Raw genomic sequence first — 15,995 nt, forward strand, 5'->3', positions numbered from 1 at the left:
GTGAGTTCGTCTGTCGACCGCCATCCTCACCGGTGCACCGGTACCCGGGTCGTCGCTCGCGGACGACCTGCGGTCACTGGGCTTCGACGTACAGGTCGCCGCCGATGTGACCGAGGCCGCACGGCTGCTCTCGGCCGTCCCCGCCGACCGCCGGGTCGCACTGGTCGACCCCCGTTTCGTCGGCCATGTCCACGCCCTCCGGCTCGGACTGACCGACCCCCGCTTCCCCGCGGCCACCGTCCCCGGCGCGCTCACCGCGCAACCGGAGGCGCGCCCCGCGCTCGTCCGGGCCCTGGACACCACGGCCGAGGCCGTCGGCGCGGGCCTGCCCACGGGCCCGTCCACCGCACCGGTCACCGACCGCACCGTGCCGGGCCGGCTCGCCGTCACCATGGACGCCGAGGGCACCGCGGTGCAGCGCCCCGAGCTGGGCTCGCTGGTCGCGGCCGTGCCGACGGACGCGTCCGCGCGCGCCGAGGCGGAGAGCGCCACCGCCTCGGTCGACGACGAGGCCGTGCGGCTGCGCAGCGCGGTGAAGGCCCACGACGGCTTCTTCACCACGTTCTTCATCAGCCCGTACTCCCGCTACATCGCCCGCTGGTGCGCCCGCCGCGGCCTCACGCCGAACCAGGTCACCACCGCGTCCCTGCTGACCGCGCTGGTCGCGGCCGGCAGCGCGGCGACCGGCACCCGCGGCGGCTACATCGCGGCCGGGCTGCTGCTGCTGTTCTCCTTCGTCCTGGACTGCACCGACGGGCAGCTCGCCCGCTACTCGCTCCAGTACTCGACGATGGGCGCGTGGCTGGACGCCACCTTCGACCGGGCCAAGGAGTACGCCTACTACGCGGGCCTCGCGCTCGGCGCCGCCCGCGGCGGCGACGACGTATGGGCGCTGGCCCTGGGCGCGATGGTGCTCCAGGCCTGCCGGCACGTCATCGACTTCTCGTTCAACGAGGCCAACCACGACGCGGTCGCCAACTCCAGCCCCACGGCAGCGCTCTCCGACCGGCTCGACAGCGTCGGCTGGACCGTCTGGGCGCGCCGGATGATCGTGCTGCCGATCGGTGAGCGCTGGGCGATGATCGCGGTACTGACCGCGGTGACCACGCCCCGGATCGTCTTCTACGCCCTGCTCGTCGGCTGCGCCTTCGCCGCCTGCTACACCACGGCCGGCCGGCTGCTGCGCTCGCTGACCCGCAAGGCCGAGCGCACCGACCGCGCCGCCCAGGCCCTCGCGGACCTCGCCGACTCCGGCCCGCTGGCCGAGGCCGCCGCCGCCTTCGGGCCCCGGCTCGGCGGCAGCTGGGGCGCCCCGGTCACGGCCCTGCTCGCCGGGGTGCTCATGATCGCCTCCGCGCTGTCGCAGCCCTTCGGCAGCTGGCACACCATCCTGGCGGCGGTGGTCTACGCGATGCTCTCCGGAATGGCCGTCTCCCGCCCGCTCAAGGGCGCGCTGGACTGGCTCGTGCCCCCGATATTCAGGGCGGCCGAGTACTGCACCGTCCTGATCCTCGCGGCCCGCAGCGATGTCCCGGGCGCCCTTCCGGCGGCTTTCGGGCTGGTCTCGGCCGTCGCCTACCATCACTACGACACGGTGTACCGCATTCGCGGCGGCACCGGCGCGCCGCCCCGGTGGCTGGTGCGCACGATCGGTGGGCACGAGGGCCGCACCCTGGTGGTGGCCGTACTCGCCGCCGTATTCACTCAGCATTCGGCTTTCACCGTGGCACTCACCGCGCTCGCGGTGGCGGTGGCACTGGTGGTGCTCGTGGAGTCCATCCGCTTCTGGGTGTCCTCCGGAGCACCCGCCGTTCACGACGAAGGAGAACCCGCATGATCGGCCTCGTACTGGCAGCCGGTGCAGGACGGCGTCTGCGCCCCTACACCGACACGCTTCCGAAGGCCCTCGTGCCTGTGGGCCCTGAACAGGACGGCGCTGCGAAGACCGTGCTGGACCTCACGCTGGCCAACTTCGCGGAGATAGGTCTCACCGAGGTCGCCGTCGTCGTCGGCTACCGCAAGGAAGCCGTGTACGACCGCAAGGCCGAGCTGGAGGCCAAGTACGGGGTGACCCTCACCCTGATCGACAACGACAAGGCCGAGGAGTGGAACAACGCCTACTCCCTGTGGTGCGCCCGTGAGGTGCTCAAGCGCGGTGTGATCCTGGCCAACGGCGACACCGTCCACCCGGTCTCCGTCGAGAAGACCCTGCTCGCCGCCCGGGGCGACGGCCAGAAGATCATCCTCGCCCTCGACACGGTGAAGCACCTCGCCGACGAGGAGATGAAGGTCATCGCCGAGGACGGCAAGGGTGTGCGGCGCATCACCAAGCTGATGGACCCGGCCACCGCGACCGGCGAGTACATCGGCGTCACCCTCATCGAGCCCGAGGCCGCCGAGGAGCTCGCGGACGCCCTGCGGGCGACCTTCGAGCGCGACCCCGACCTCTACTACGAGGACGGCTACCAGGAGCTCGTGAACCGCGGCTTCACCGTCGACGTGGCCCCCATCGGCGAAGTCACGTGGGTGGAGATCGACAACCACGACGACCTCGCGAAGGGCCGTGAGATCGCGTGCCAGTACTGACCCGGCTCATCCCGTCCCCGGTCGTCGTCGACATCCGTCGCGGCGCCCTGGACGATCTGGCCGGCCTCCTCGCGGACCAGCGGATCTCCGCCTCCGGCAAGCTCGCCGTCGCGATAAGCGACGGCTCGGGACGGGCCCTGCGCGAGCGGCTGACCCCCGCGCTGCCCGGCGCCCACTGGTACTCCGTGAGCGACGGCACCCTCGATTCGGCGGTCAAGTTGGCCGACGACATCAAGGGCAACCGGTACGACGCCGTGGTCGGCCTCGGCGGCGGCAAGATCGTCGACGTGGCGAAGTACGCGGCGGCGCGGGTCGGGCTGCCCATGGTCGCGGTGGCGACGAACCTCGCCCACGACGGCCTCTGTTCACCCGTCGCGACGCTCGACAACGACAACGGCCGGGGATCCTACGGGGTACCCACCCCGATCGCCGTGGTCATCGACCTCGACATCGTCCGCCAGGCACCGGCCCGCTTCGTGCGCTCCGGCATCGGCGACGCGGTCTCCAACATCTCGTGCGTGGCCGACTGGGAGCTCGCCCACGAGGTCAAGGGCGAGGAGATCGACGGACTCGCGGCGGCCATGGCCCGGCAGGCGGGCGAGGCGGTGCTGCGCCACCCCGGTGGGATCGCCGACGACGCCTTCCTCAAGGTGCTGGCCGAGGGCCTCGTGCTCACCGGCATCTCGATGTCCGTGGCCGGGGACTCCCGCCCGGCCTCCGGCGCCTGCCACGAGATCAACCACGCCTTCGACCTGCTGTACCCCAAGCGCGCGGCCAGCCACGGCGAGCAGGTCGGCCTCGGCGCCTGCTTCGCCATGTATCTGCGCGGCGCCCGCGAGGAGTCGCTGCACATGGCGGCCACCCTGCGCCGCCACGGGCTGCCGGTCCTGCCCGAAGAGATCGGCTTCACCGCCGACGAGTTCGTCCAGGCCGTCGACTACGCCCCGCAGACCCGGCCGGGGCGCTTCACGATCCTGGAACACCTCAACCTGTCCACCGACCAGATCAGGGACGCGTACGCCGACTATGCAAAAGCCATCCATAGCTGAACTCCGTCCGGTCGTGCACCCGCCGGGTGTGAAGGACCGGCGCAGTGGTGAGCACTGGGCGGGTCGGCTCTACATGCGCGAGATCTCGCTGCGCATCGACCGGCACCTGGTGAACACCCGGATCACGCCCAACCAGCTGACCTACGTGATGACGATCGCGGGCGTGCTCGCCGCACCGGCCCTGCTCGTGCCCGGCATCCCCGGCGCCCTGCTCGGCGTGCTCGCGGTCCAGCTCTACCTGCTGCTGGACTGCGTCGACGGCGAGGTGGCCCGCTGGAAGAAGCAGTTCTCGCTGGGCGGGGTCTACCTGGACCGGGTCGGCGCGTACCTCTGCGACGCGGCCGTGCTGGTCGGCTTCGGCCTGCGCGCCGCCGACCTGTGGGGCAGCGGGCGGATCGACTGGCTCTGGGCCTTCCTCGGCACGCTCGCGGCGCTCGGCGCCATCCTGATCAAGGCCGAGACCGACCTCGTCGGCGTCGCCCGCCACCAGGGCGGGCTGCCGCCGGTCAAGGAGGCCGCCTCGGAGCCGCGCTCGTCCGGCATGGCGTTCGCCCGCCGGGCCGCCGGCGCGCTCAAGTTCCACCGGCTCATCCTCGGCGTCGAGGCGTCCCTGGTCGTCCTGGTGGCGGCCGTCCTGGACGCGGTCCGCGACGATCTGTTCTTCAGCCGTCTCATGGTCGCGGTGCTGGCCGGCATCGCGCTGCTCCAGACGCTTCTGCACCTCGTGTCGATCCTGGCGTCGAGCAGGCTGAAGTGAGCACGCCCATGAAGCTCGGCGCGGTCGTCATCACGATGGGCAACCGTCCCGACGAGCTCCGCGCCCTCCTCGATTCGGTCGCCCGGCAGGACGGCGACCGGATCGAGGTGGTGGTCGTCGGCAACGGCGCCCCCGTGCCGGACGTCCCCGCGGGCGTGCGGACCGTCGAGCTGCCCGAGAACCTGGGCATCCCCGGCGGCCGGAACGTCGGGATCGAGGCCTTCGGCCCGTCCGGCGCCGACGTGGACGCCCTGCTCTTCCTCGACGACGACGGGCTGCTGCCGCTCACGGACACCGCCGAGCTCTGCAGGCGGGCCTTCGAGGCGGATCCCGCTCTCGGCATCATCAGCTTCCGCATCGCCGACCCGGACACCGGGGTCACGCAGCGCCGCCACGTGCCGCGGCTGCGCGCCTCCGATCCGATGCGCTCCTCGCGCGTGACGACGTTCCTGGGCGGCGCCAACGCCGTACGGACCAAGGTCATCGCCGAGGTCGGACCGCTGCCCGGCGAGTTCTTCTACGCGCACGAGGAGACCGACCTCGCCTGGCGGGCGCTGGACGCCGGCTGGATGATCGACTACCGCGCGGACATGGTCCTCGACCACCCGACGACCGCCCCCTCGCGGCACGCGGTGTACCACCGCATGGTGGCCCGCAACCGGGTCTGGCTGGCCCGTCGCAATCTGCCCGCACCGCTGATCCCCGTCTACCTCGGGGTGTGGCTGCTGCTCACCCTGGTCCGCAGGCCGTCGGGCCCGGCGCTCAAGGCCTGGCTCGGCGGCTTCCGGGAGGGCTGGGCGACGCCGTGCGGCACCCGCCGTCCGATGAAATGGCGCACGGTGTGGCGGCTGACCAGACTCGGCCGACCTCCGGTGATCTGAGAAGCTCTCCTCTGAGAGCATGGGACGTACGTTTTCTACTCCACGGGACCTGTCCGCTCCGAGCCGCGCCCGCGACCGGCTGCGCATCTTGAATACGAGAGTTTCATCTGGTGAGTGACACAACCCATGATGGTGCGGTGGCATTGAGCACCCCACCATCCGCCGACGACGGCCTGACCTCGGCCGCCCTGGCCGCCAAGTACGGCCTGACGGTGAGCGGCGCCCGGCCAGGGCTCTTCGAGTACATCCGGCAGCTCTGGGGCCGGCGCCACTTCATCATGGCGTTCTCCAGGGCGAAGCTGACCGCCCAGTACAGCCAGGCGAAGCTGGGCCAGCTGTGGCAGGTGGCCACGCCGCTGCTCAACGCCCTGGTCTACTACTTGATCTTCGGGCTGATCCTGGGCACCCGGAAGGGGATGACCCAGGAGGTCTTCATCCCGTTCCTGGTGACCGGCGTCTTCGTCTTCACCTTCACCCAGAGTTCGGTGATGGCGGGCGTGCGGGCCATCTCCGGCAATCTGGGACTGGTCCGGGCGCTGCACTTCCCGCGAGCCTCGCTGCCCATCTCGTTCTCGCTCCAGCAGCTCCAGCAGCTGCTGTTCTCGATGATCGTGCTCGGGGCCGTGGCCGTCGCCTTCGGCAGCTACCCCAGCCTGTCGTGGCTGCTGATCATTCCGGCGCTGGTCATGCAGTTCGTCTTCAACACCGGCCTGGCGCTGATCATGGCCAGGCTCGGCAGCAAGACCCCCGACCTCGCGCAGCTGATGCCGTTCGTCATGCGGACCTGGATGTACGCCTCGGGCGTCATGTTCTCCATCCCGGTGATGCTCAAGGACAAGCCGGCCTGGATCACCGACGTGCTGCAGTACAACCCGGCAGCCGTCTACATGGACCTGATCCGCTTCGCGCTGATCGACGGGTACGGCTCGGAGAACCTGCCGGCGCACGTCTGGGCCGTGGCGCTCGGCTGGGCGGTCCTGATCGGCCTGGTGGGCTTCGTGTACTTCTGGAAGGCAGAGGAACGGTACGGCCGTGGCTGACGACAAGACTCCGGGGCGCGTCCCCACCGTCATCGCCGACGATGTGCACATCGTGTACCGCGTCAACGGCGCCGGCGGCGGCAAGGGCAGCGCCACCGCGGCGCTGAGCCGGATCCTGCGCCGGGGCAAGGGCGAATCACGCGGGGTGCGCAAGGTGCACGCCGTCCGCGGTGTCTCCTTCACCGCCTACCGGGGCGAGGCGATCGGCCTCATCGGCACCAACGGCTCCGGCAAGTCGACGCTGCTGCGGGCCATCGCCGGTCTGCTCCCCACCGAGCACGGCAAGGTCTACACCGACGGTCAGCCCTCGCTGCTCGGGGTGAACGCGGCGCTGATGAGCGATCTGACCGGCGAGCGCAACGTGGTGCTCGGCGGCCTCGCGATGGGCATGTCGCGCGAGGAGATCCGCGAGCGCTACCAGGGGATCGTCGACTTCTCCGGGATCAACGAGAAGGGCGACTTCATCACCCTGCCGATGCGTACGTACTCCTCCGGCATGGCCGCTCGGCTGCGCTTCTCCATCGCCGCCGCCAAGAACCATGACGTCCTCATGATCGACGAGGCGCTGGCGACCGGTGACCGCAAGTTCCAGATCCGCTCCGAGAAGCGCATCAGGGAGCTCCGCAAGGAGGCCGGCACGGTCTTCCTGGTCAGCCACAGCAACAAGTCCATCCGCGACACCTGCGACCGGGTGCTGTGGCTGGAAAAGGGCGAGCTCCTGATGGACGGCCCGACGGACGAGGTGCTCAAGGCGTACGAGCGGGAGACCGGAAAGTAGCGGTCCGTCCGGTTCCGTGACACCGAGGCGGCCTCCGTCGGAGCTCTCCGGCGGAGGCCGCCTCGGTGTCCGGATCGTGGACCTCCCCCGGAGCTCTCCACGCCCGGCGGTATGTCCCGGACAGGATCTCGTCCCGTCGGATGACGTCAACCGGCTTGCGTGCGGGGAAGGTTGGCGAGGTGGAAGGCGTTGCCGCAACGCGCCCAACACCCCGCCGTATGGATGAGCGTTGTACAACGTAAGCTGTAGCGGTGCTGATTCGAGGCAAGTGGGGCGATAGTGCCTGGCTGTACGGCCCGTAGGCAGCGCTCCGCACTCGGCAGAGCGGGCGGCGTGTCCGGAATGGGATGTTTTGGGTCAGCAGTGTAGAACGGGAGATGTGACGGCAATGACGGAAAATCTCCAGCTCCGAGGTGCTCACGCCGTCCCAGCGCCGGGCGGTCCGTGGTGACCCGCACCCGGCAGACGCACCCCGACGACGTCGTGCCCAGCACTCTCGACAAGGCCGCGGACGAGAACTTCCCCGTAGCCCCCTTCTTCCTGCCCCGCGCCTGGCGCGACGACCTCATGGCCGTCTACGGCTTCGCGCGCCTGGTCGACGACATCGGCGACGGCGATCTCGCCCCCGGCGGCGCGGACGCCCGCCGCCTCGGGCTCGATCCCGCGCAGGCCGACGACCGGCTCGCCATGCTCGACGCCTTCGAGGCCGATCTGCACCGGGTCTTCGACACCTCGGGCGACGGCCCCGGCCACCCCCTGCTGCGCGCCCTGGTCCCCACCGTGCGGCGCTGCGCGCTCACCCCGGAACCCTTCCTCGGCCTCGTCGAGGCGAACCGGCAGGACCAGAAGGTCCGCCGCTACGGGACGTACGAGGAGCTCCTGGCCTACTGCGAGCTCTCCGCCAACCCGGTGGGCCGGCTGGTCCTGCAGATCACCGGCACCGCCAGCCCCGAGCGGATCCGCCGCTCCGACGCCGTCTGCACCGCCCTGCAGATCGTCGAGCACCTCCAGGACGTCACCGAGGACCTCGGCCGCGACCGGATCTATCTCCCCGCCGACGACATGGCGCGGTTCCATGTCCGCGAAACCGATCTCGCCGCCCCCTCGGGGAGCGCATCGGTGCGTTCACTGGTCGCGTACGAAGCGGAACGCGCTCGGGAACTGCTGAATGAGGGCACCCCCCTGGTGGGTAGCGTCCACGGCAGGCTCAAGCTGCTTCTCGCCGGATTCGTGGGAGGGGGGCGCGCCGCCCTCAGCGCGATCGCGGCCGCCGGGTTCGACGTACTGCCCGGACCGCCCAAGCCCACCAAGCCCAGCCTGCTGCGCGAGGTGGGAGTTGTCTTGCGAAGAGCGCGTAGAGAGGGGTGAGCCGGACCGTGGAGGGACAGACGACGTACATGTCGGCACCGGTACAGGCCGCATACAGTTACTGCGAGGCGGTCACCGGACAGCAGGCGCGTAACTTCGCGTACGGCATCAGGCTGCTGCCGGCCGAGAAGCGGCAGGCCATGTCGGCGCTGTACGCCTTCTCCCGTCGGGTCGACGACATCGGCGACGGCGAACTGGACGCGGACACCAAGCGGGCCCGTCTGGAGAGCACCCGCGACGTCCTGGACCGGATCCGGGACGGAGCGGTCGACGAGGACGACACCGACCCGGTGGCCGTCGCGCTCGCCGACGCCGCGCGCAGGTTCCCGCTCCCGCTCGGCGGGCTCGACGAGCTCATCGACGGCGTGCTGATGGACGTGCGCGGTGCGACGTACGAGACCTGGGACGACCTCAAGGTCTACTGCCGCTGTGTCGCGGGTGCCATCGGCCGCCTCAGCCTGGGCGTCTTCGGCACCGAGCCCGGCGCCCCGGGCGCCGACCGGGCCGCGGAGTACGCCGACACCCTCGGCCTCGCGCTCCAGCTGACCAACATCCTGCGCGACGTCCGCGAGGACGCGGGCAACGGACGTACGTATCTGCCCGCCGACGACCTCGCCAAGTTCGGCTGCTCGGCCGGCTTCCACCGGGCCACCCCGCCGCCCGGCGCCGACTTCGCGGGCCTGGTCCACTTCGAGGTGCGGCGCGCCCGCACCCTGTTCGCCGAGGGCTACCGGCTGCTGCCCATGCTGGACCGGCGCAGCGGCGCGTGCGTCGCGGCCATGGCGGGCATCTACCGGCGGCTCCTCGACCGGATCGAGCGCGACCCCGAGGCGGTGCTGCGCGGCCGCGTCTCGCTGCCGGGCCACGAGAAGGCGTACGTGGCGGTGCGAGGGCTCTCCGGTCTCGACGCCCGGTACATCTCCCGGCGCACGACCAGGGGGCGTGTCTGATGCGCCGTGCGGACATCTCGCGCACCATGTGCAGCACGGAGACCCGATCCGCACGGCGGTCAACCCTCCGCCGTGCTGGTGCGTCCCTGACTGAAGTGACCTGGCGAAAGGAGGACGCATGACGGACGACGCCCCGCGCTCCTCCCGCGCGGTCGTGATCGGTGGCGGACTCGCCGGCATCACCTCGGCCCTGCGTCTCGCCGACGCCGGGCTTGACGTGACCCTGCTCGAAGGCCGGCCCCGGCTCGGCGGCCTCGCCTTCTCCTTCCGGCGCGGCGAACTGACGGTCGACAACGGACAGCATGTCTATCTGCGCTGCTGCACCGCCTACCGCTGGTTCCTCGACCGCATCGACGGGACGAGCCTGGCACCGCTGCAAAACCGTTTGGACGTGCCGGTCCTCGACGTCGGACGGCCCTCGGGCCCCCGGCTGGGACGGTTGCGCCGCAACGCCCTTCCGGTGCCCTTCCACCTCGCCGCCGGACTGGCCGGCTATCCGCACCTCTCGCTCGCCGAGCGGGCCGGCGTCGGCCGCGCCGCACTGGCGCTCGGCCGCCTGGACCCCGACGACCCCGCGCTCGACACCGTCGACTTCGGCAGCTGGCTCGCCCGGCACGGCCAGTCGTCGCGCACCATCGAGGCCCTCTGGGACCTGGTCGGCGTCGCCACGCTGAACGCCACCGCGCCGAACTCCTCGCTGGCCCTGGCCGCGAAGGTCTTCAAGACCGGGCTCCTCTCCGAGCCCGGCGCCGCCGACATCGGCTGGGCGAGCGTGCCCCTCGGCGAGGTGCACGACACACTGGCCCGCAAGGCCCTCGACTCCGCCGCGGTCCGCACCGAACTCCGCACGAAGGCCACAGCCATCACCCGTACGGGGGATGGCGGCTGGATCGTGGACACCGGCGGCGAACGGATCGAGGCGGACACCGTCGTCCTCGCCGTCCCGCAGCGCGAGACCCACGACCTGCTGCCCGAAGGCGCACTCGACGCACCGGAGCGGCTGCTCGACATCGGCACCTCGCCGATCCTCAACGTGCACGTCGTCTACGACCGCAAGGTGCTGCGCCGCCCGTTCTTCGCCGCGCTCGGCTCCCCGGTCCAGTGGGTCTTCGACCGCACCGACGCCTCCGGACTCACCGGCCCCGGGCAGTACCTCGCCGTGTCCCAGTCCGCCGCCGACGAGGAGATCGACCTCCCCGTCGCCGAACTGCGCACCCGCTACCTGCCCGAGCTGGAGCGGCTCCTGCCGGCCGCCCGCGGCGCTGGCATCAGGGACTTCTTCGTCACCCGGGAGCGCGCGGCGACCTTCGCCCCCGCCCCCGGAGTCGGCCGGCTGCGGCCCGGTGCCCGTACCTGTGCCCCCGGCCTCACCCTGGCCGGGGCATGGACGGCCACCGGCTGGCCCGCGACGATGGAGGGCGCCGTCCGCAGCGGGTTCAGCGCGGCCGAAGCCGCCCTCCGGGCGCTCGGCCGCCCCCATGAACATCCGCTGCAGGAGGCGGCATGAGCAGTACCACCGGAACAAGAGGAGAGTCAGTGACCCCGGCGAATCCGGCTTTCGACACCGTGGCCGACACCACGGACGTCACCGCGCTTCTGGAGCGCGGACGGGCCCTTTCCACGCCGGTGCTCCGGGCCGCCGTTGACCGGCTCGCACCGCCCATGGACACCGTCGCCGCCTACCACTTCGGCTGGATCGACGCCCAGGGACAGCCCGCCGACGGCGACGGGGGCAAGGCCGTCCGCCCCGCCCTCGCCCTGCTGTCCGCGGAGGCCGCCGGCGCCCCGGCGGAGGCCGGCGTACCCGGCGCAGTGGCCGTCGAACTCGTGCACAACTTCTCGCTGCTGCACGACGACCTGATGGACGGCGACGAACAGCGCCGCCACCGCGACACCGTCTGGAAGGTGCACGGCCCCGCCCAGGCGATCCTGGTCGGCGACGCGCTCTTCGCCCTCGCCAACGAGGTCCTGCTGGAGCTCGGCACCGTCGAGGCGGGCCGCGCGACCCGTCGGCTGACCGCGGCCAGCCGCAAGCTCATCGACGGGCAGGCCCAGGACATCTCCTACGAGCACCGCGAGCGGGTCACCGTCGAGGAGTGCCTGGAGATGGAGGGCAACAAGACCGGCGCCCTGCTCGCCTGCGCCTGCTCCATCGGCGCGGTGCTCGGCGGCGCCGACGACCGGACCGCCGACACCCTGGAGGCGTACGGACACCACCTCGGTCTCGCCTTCCAGGCCGTCGACGATCTGCTCGGCATCTGGGGCGACCCCGAGTCCACCGGCAAGCAGACCTGGAGCGACCTGCGCCAGCGCAAGAAGTCCCTGCCGGTCGTCGCCGCGCTCGCCGCGGGCGGCCCCGCGTCGGAGCGCCTGGGCGAGCTGCTCGCCGCCGACGCCAAGAGCAGCGATTTCGACAGCTTCTCCGAAGAGGAGTTCGCCGCCCGTGCGGCACTCATCGAGGAGGCGGGCGGCCGCGAGTGGACCGCCCAGGAGGCCCGTCGACAGCATGCGGTCGCCATCGAGGCGCTGCACCGCATCGACATGCCGCAGACCGTGCGGGCGCAGCTCACAGCGCTCGCGGACTTCGTCGTCGTACGAAAGAGATGATCACTATCTGCTCCATATGACTCGCAGTCGCCGGCCGGCGCCCTTGCCAGGGCGCCGGCCGACGGAGACCCCAGCACAGCAGAGGAACTGACTGCACGAAGGGGAAGCCATGACAGCGACGACCGACGGAAGCACCGGGGCTGTGAACCCCCGCGCAGCCTCGGCCAGCAAACCGACCGACACAACCATTGCCGCGGACGACGTGTTCACCGCCGCGCGGCGGGCCGCGGAACGCTCGGTGGAGCACCTCCTCGGCAGACAGGACGAGCAGGGCTGGTGGAAGGGCGACCTCGCCACCAACGTCACGATGGACGCCGAAGACCTGCTGCTCCGTCAATTCCTCGGCATCCAGGACCCGGACACCGTCCGGGCGGCCGGCCGCTTCATCCGTGGCGAACAGCTGGGCGACGGCACGTGGGCGACCTTCCACGGCGGCCCCGGCGAACTCTCCACCACCATCGAGGCGTACGTGGCCCTGCGGCTGGCCGGGGACCGGCCGGACGAACCGCACATGGCCCGCGCCTCCGGATGGATCCGGGAACAGGGCGGCATCGCGTCTGCCCGGGTCTTCACCCGGATCTGGCTCGCCCTGTTCGGCTGGTGGAAATGGGACGACCTGCCGGAACTCCCGCCCGAGCTGATGTTCTTTCCCAAATGGGCCCCGCTCAACATCTACGACTTCGGCTGCTGGGCCCGCCAGACCATCGTGCCGCTCACCATCGTCTCGGCGAAGCGCCCGGTCCGCCCGGCCCCCTTCCCGCTCGACGAACTGCACACCGATCCGGGCGACCCGAACCCGCCCAGGCGCCTCGCACCGGCCGCCAGCTGGGACGGTGTCTTCCAGCGCCTGGACAAGGCGCTGCACGTCTATCACCGGATCGCACCGCGCGCGCTGCGCCGGACCGCGATGAACGCCGCGGCCCGCTGGATCATCGAGCGCCAGGAGAACGACGGCTGCTGGGGCGGCATCCAGCCGCCCGCCGTGTACTCCGTCATCGCCCTGCACCTGCTCGGCTACGACCTGGACCACCCGGTGATGCGGGCCGGACTCGAATCGCTCGACCGGTTCGCCGTGTGGCGCGAGGACGGCGCCCGCATGATCGAGGCTTGCCAGTCCCCGGTCTGGGACACCTGCCTCGCCACCATCGCGCTCGCCGACGCCGGGGTCCGCCCCGACCACCCGGCGCTGGTGAAGGCCGCCGACTGGATGCTCGGCGAGGAGATCGCCCGGCCCGGCGACTGGTCCGTACGGCGGCCCCGGCTCAACCCGGGCGGCTGGGCCTTCGAGTTCCACAACGACAACTACCCGGACATCGACGACACCGCCGAGGTGGTCCTCGCACTGCGCCGGGTCCGCCACCCCGACCGGGCCCGCGTCGAGGCCGCCATCAGACGCGGCGTCCGCTGGAACATCGGCATGCAGTCCCGCAACGGCGCCTGGGGCGCCTTCGACGCGGACAACACCAGCGCCTTCCCCAACCGGCTGCCCTTCTGCGACTTCGGCGAGGTCATCGACCCGCCGTCCGCCGATGTCACCGGGCACGTGGTGGAGATGCTCGCCGTCGAAGGAAAGGCCGGCCACCGGGTCACCCGGCGCGGCATCGAGTGGCTGCTCGCCGAACAGGATTCCTGCGGCGCCTGGTTCGGCCGCTGGGGCGTCAACTACGTATACGGAACAGGGTCGGTGGTCCCCGCGCTGGTGGCCGCCGGACTGCCCGTGACGCACCCGGCGATCCGCCGCGCGGTCGGCTGGCTGGAGTCCGTGCAGAACGACGACGGCGGCTGGGGCGAGGACCTGCGCTCCTACCGGGAGGAGAAGTGGATCGGGCACGGCGCCTCGACCCCCTCCCAGACCGCCTGGGCCCTGCTCGCCCTGCTTGCCGCGGGAGCCCGGGACAGCGTCGCCGTGCGGCGCGGGGTCGCCTGGCTCACCAACACCCAGCAGGCCGACGGCTCCTGGGACGAGCCGTACTTCACCGGCACCGGATTCCCGTGGGACTTCTCCATCAACTACCACCTCTACCGCCAGGTGTTCCCGCTCACCGCACTCGGGCGGTACGTGTACGGCGAGCCGTTCGCCGACCGCACGGCCACCCGCAAGGGGGCCTGATGGCCGACGGCCCGGGGACGGCCGGCCCCGCCGCGCCGCTGCTGATCGCCTGCGCGCTCGGCATCGAGCAGTTCGCCCTGCGCAGCGGCCGGGGCAGGGCCGGCGCCACTCCCGGCCCGGTGACCGTACTCCGTACGGGCATGGGTCCCAGGGCCGCCGAGGCGGCCGTCGCACGGGCGCTCGGTCAGGACCGGGTGCCCGGCACGGCGGTCCTCGCCTCCGGGTTCTGCGCCGGACTGCTGCCCGGCATGCACCCCGGGGACCTGGTGGTCGCCGACGAGACCCGGGACGGCGGCGACCGTACGGTCTGCATCGGTCCGGGCCTGCTCGCCGAGGCCCTGGCCAGGGCGGTACCCGGCCGCGCCGTCCACACCGGCCCGCTGACCGGCTCCGACCATGTCGTACGCGGACATGAGCGGGCCGGGCTGCGGGCCACCGGAGCCATCGCGGTGGACATGGAGTCCGCCGCCACGCTGCGCACCGCTCTGCGGTCCGGGCCGCGCCCGGTTGCCGCCGTACGGGTGGTCGTGGATGCTCCGGAGCATGAGCTCGTCCGCATCGGCACGATACGCGGTGGAATATCGGCTTTCCGAGTTCTCCGTGCCGTCCTGCCTGCTTTCTACGAATGGCACCGATCCTTGCTGCTCCCCAGGAGGTGAGCCAGATGGCCATGCCGCTCCGTCAGTCCATCAAGGTTGCGACGTACCTCATCGAACAGAAGATCCGCAGGCGGGAGAAATTCCCGCTCATCGTGGAACTGGAGCCCTTGTACGCCTGCAATCTCGCGTGCGAGGGCTGCGGGAAGATCCAGCATCCGGCCGGCGTGCTCAAGCAGCGCATGCCGGTGGCCCAGGCCGTGGGCGCCGTCCTCGAATCGGGCGCCCCGATGGTTTCCATCGCGGGCGGCGAACCATTGATGCACCCGCAGATCGACGAAATCGTCCGGCAGCTGGTGGCGCGCAGGAAATACGTCTTCCTGTGCACCAACGCGATGCTGCTGCGGAAGAAGATCGAGAAATTCACCCCCTCGCCGTTCTTCGCCTTCGCCGTGCACATCGACGGGCTGCGGGAACGGCACGACGAATCGGTCGCCAAGGAAGGGGTCTTCGACGAGGCCGTGGCGGCGATCAAGGAGGCCAAGCGGCGCGGCTTCCGGGTCACCACGAATTCCACCTTCTTCAACACCGACACCCCGCAGACCATCATCGAGGTCCTCAATTACCTCAATGACGACCTGAAGGTCGACGAGATGATGATCTCGCCCGCCTACGCCTACGAGAAGGCACCCGACCAGGAGCACTTCCTGGGCGTCGAGCAGACCCGCGATCTGTTCAAGAAGTCCTTCGCGGGCGGCAACAGGGCCCGCTGGCGACTGAACCACTCGCCGCTCTTCCTGGACTTCCTGGAGGGCAAGGCGGACTTCCCGTGCACGGCGTGGGCCATTCCCAACTACTCGCTCTTCGGCTGGCAGCGGCCCTGCTACCTGATGAGCGACGGCTACGTACCGACGTACCGTCAGCTCATCGAGGAGACCGACTGGGACAAGTACGGCCGGGGCAAGGACCCGCGCTGCGCCAACTGCATGGCGCACTGCGGCTACGAACCCACCGCCGTGCTCGCCACCATGGGATCGCTGAAGGAGTCCCTGCGCGCCGCGCGCGAGACCGTCTCCGGGAACCGGTGACGTCATGACCGCTGGAGAACCGGTCGCACTGGGGCTCCCCGCTCTGCCGGCCCGGCCGCTCGCGATGCGCCGCCCCTCGCGGCGCATCCGGGTCGGGTCGGTTGCGGTGGGCGGGGACGCGCCGGTGTCGGTGCAGTCGATGACGACGACGCGTACGTCGGACATCGGTGCGACGTTGCAGCAGA

The 15,995-nt window shown here is 71.1% G+C and carries 15 protein-coding genes; all 15 read left to right on the top strand.

The window, feature by feature from the left end:
- Positions 1–67 precede the first annotated feature (67 nt).
- Positions 68–1,837 (top strand): DUF5941 domain-containing protein, encoded by a 1,770-nt coding sequence (locus ACFYY1_RS32860; protein WP_388592075.1) that lies wholly within the window; start codon positions 68–70, stop codon positions 1,835–1,837.
- Positions 1,834–2,586, top strand: a complete 753-nt coding sequence (locus ACFYY1_RS32865; RefSeq protein ID WP_388592044.1) for a sugar phosphate nucleotidyltransferase — start codon at positions 1,834–1,836, stop codon at positions 2,584–2,586. The genes ACFYY1_RS32860 and ACFYY1_RS32865 overlap by 4 nt, the downstream gene beginning before the upstream one ends.
- Entirely contained in the window at positions 2,574–3,635 is a 1,062-nt protein-coding gene (locus ACFYY1_RS32870; protein ID WP_388592045.1) for an iron-containing alcohol dehydrogenase family protein, read from the top strand. The genes ACFYY1_RS32865 and ACFYY1_RS32870 overlap by 13 nt, the downstream gene beginning before the upstream one ends.
- Positions 3,613–4,392 (top strand): CDP-alcohol phosphatidyltransferase family protein, encoded by a 780-nt coding sequence (locus tag ACFYY1_RS32875; RefSeq protein ID WP_388592047.1) that lies wholly within the window; start codon positions 3,613–3,615, stop codon positions 4,390–4,392. Before ACFYY1_RS32870 ends, ACFYY1_RS32875 begins: the two co-directional genes overlap by 23 nt.
- An 8-nt stretch (positions 4,393–4,400) precedes the next feature.
- On the top strand, positions 4,401–5,273 hold the full coding sequence (locus ACFYY1_RS32880) for a glycosyltransferase family 2 protein (RefSeq protein WP_388592077.1): 873 nt from the start codon (positions 4,401–4,403) through the stop codon (positions 5,271–5,273).
- A 110-nt stretch (positions 5,274–5,383) separates the two neighbouring features.
- Positions 5,384–6,313: an ABC transporter permease gene (locus ACFYY1_RS32885; protein WP_388592049.1), complete on the top strand. Its 930-nt coding sequence runs from the start codon at positions 5,384–5,386 to the stop codon at positions 6,311–6,313.
- Positions 6,306–7,091: an ABC transporter ATP-binding protein gene (locus tag ACFYY1_RS32890; RefSeq protein WP_072484952.1), complete on the top strand. Its 786-nt coding sequence runs from the start codon at positions 6,306–6,308 to the stop codon at positions 7,089–7,091. Before ACFYY1_RS32885 ends, ACFYY1_RS32890 begins: the two co-directional genes overlap by 8 nt.
- A 447-nt stretch (positions 7,092–7,538) precedes the next feature.
- Positions 7,539–8,459: a squalene synthase HpnC gene (gene hpnC, locus ACFYY1_RS32895; RefSeq protein WP_388592051.1), complete on the top strand. Its 921-nt coding sequence runs from the start codon at positions 7,539–7,541 to the stop codon at positions 8,457–8,459.
- A 29-nt stretch (positions 8,460–8,488) separates the two neighbouring features.
- Positions 8,489–9,409 (top strand): presqualene diphosphate synthase HpnD, encoded by a 921-nt coding sequence (gene hpnD, locus ACFYY1_RS32900; protein ID WP_388592053.1) that lies wholly within the window; start codon positions 8,489–8,491, stop codon positions 9,407–9,409.
- Between the two features lie 118 nt (positions 9,410–9,527).
- Positions 9,528–10,916 (top strand): hydroxysqualene dehydroxylase HpnE, encoded by a 1,389-nt coding sequence (gene hpnE / locus ACFYY1_RS32905; RefSeq protein ID WP_388592055.1) that lies wholly within the window; start codon positions 9,528–9,530, stop codon positions 10,914–10,916.
- Positions 10,913–12,016: a polyprenyl synthetase family protein gene (locus ACFYY1_RS32910; protein WP_388592056.1), complete on the top strand. Its 1,104-nt coding sequence runs from the start codon at positions 10,913–10,915 to the stop codon at positions 12,014–12,016. The genes hpnE and ACFYY1_RS32910 overlap by 4 nt, the downstream gene beginning before the upstream one ends.
- A 109-nt stretch (positions 12,017–12,125) precedes the next feature.
- A complete protein-coding gene (gene shc, locus ACFYY1_RS32915; RefSeq protein WP_388592058.1) occupies positions 12,126–14,126 on the top strand; it encodes a squalene--hopene cyclase in 2,001 nt (666 codons plus the stop codon).
- A complete protein-coding gene (locus tag ACFYY1_RS32920; RefSeq protein WP_388592059.1) occupies positions 14,126–14,785 on the top strand; it encodes a 1-hydroxy-2-methyl-2-butenyl 4-diphosphate reductase in 660 nt (219 codons plus the stop codon). Before shc ends, ACFYY1_RS32920 begins: the two co-directional genes overlap by 1 nt.
- A gap of 5 nt (positions 14,786–14,790) precedes the next feature.
- Positions 14,791–15,810, top strand: coding sequence for an adenosyl-hopene transferase HpnH (gene hpnH / locus ACFYY1_RS32925; RefSeq protein WP_388592061.1), 1,020 nt, complete (start codon positions 14,791–14,793; stop codon positions 15,808–15,810).
- 4 nt (positions 15,811–15,814) lie between these two features.
- Positions 15,815–15,995, top strand: a 181-nt coding sequence (locus ACFYY1_RS32930; RefSeq protein WP_388592063.1) for a flavodoxin-dependent (E)-4-hydroxy-3-methylbut-2-enyl-diphosphate synthase, incomplete at its 3' end; no start/stop codon positions are given.

Origin of the sequence: Streptomyces sp. NPDC001890, from assembly GCF_042891445.1 — a bacterium.
Classification (GTDB): domain Bacteria; phylum Actinomycetota; class Actinomycetes; order Streptomycetales; family Streptomycetaceae; genus Streptomyces.

Bases quoted from the DNA above. Each gene is read 5' to 3' on its own strand.
- ACFYY1_RS32865 (WP_388592044.1), top strand. From the start codon at position 1,834: ATGATCGGCCTCGTACTGGCAGCCGGTGCAGGACGGCGTCTGCGCCCC.
- ACFYY1_RS32920 (WP_388592059.1), top strand. From the start codon at position 14,126: ATGGCCGACGGCCCGGGGACGGCCGGCCCCGCCGCGCCGCTGCTGATC.
- hpnE (WP_388592055.1), top strand. From the start codon at position 9,528: ATGACGGACGACGCCCCGCGCTCCTCCCGCGCGGTCGTGATCGGTGGC.
- ACFYY1_RS32880 (WP_388592077.1), top strand. From the start codon at position 4,401: ATGAAGCTCGGCGCGGTCGTCATCACGATGGGCAACCGTCCCGACGAG.
- hpnH (WP_388592061.1), top strand. From the start codon at position 14,791: ATGGCCATGCCGCTCCGTCAGTCCATCAAGGTTGCGACGTACCTCATC.
- ACFYY1_RS32875 (WP_388592047.1), top strand. From the start codon at position 3,613: ATGCAAAAGCCATCCATAGCTGAACTCCGTCCGGTCGTGCACCCGCCG.
- shc (WP_388592058.1), top strand. From the start codon at position 12,126: ATGACAGCGACGACCGACGGAAGCACCGGGGCTGTGAACCCCCGCGCA.
- hpnD (WP_388592053.1), top strand. From the start codon at position 8,489: ATGTCGGCACCGGTACAGGCCGCATACAGTTACTGCGAGGCGGTCACC.
- ACFYY1_RS32910 (WP_388592056.1), top strand. From the start codon at position 10,913: ATGAGCAGTACCACCGGAACAAGAGGAGAGTCAGTGACCCCGGCGAAT.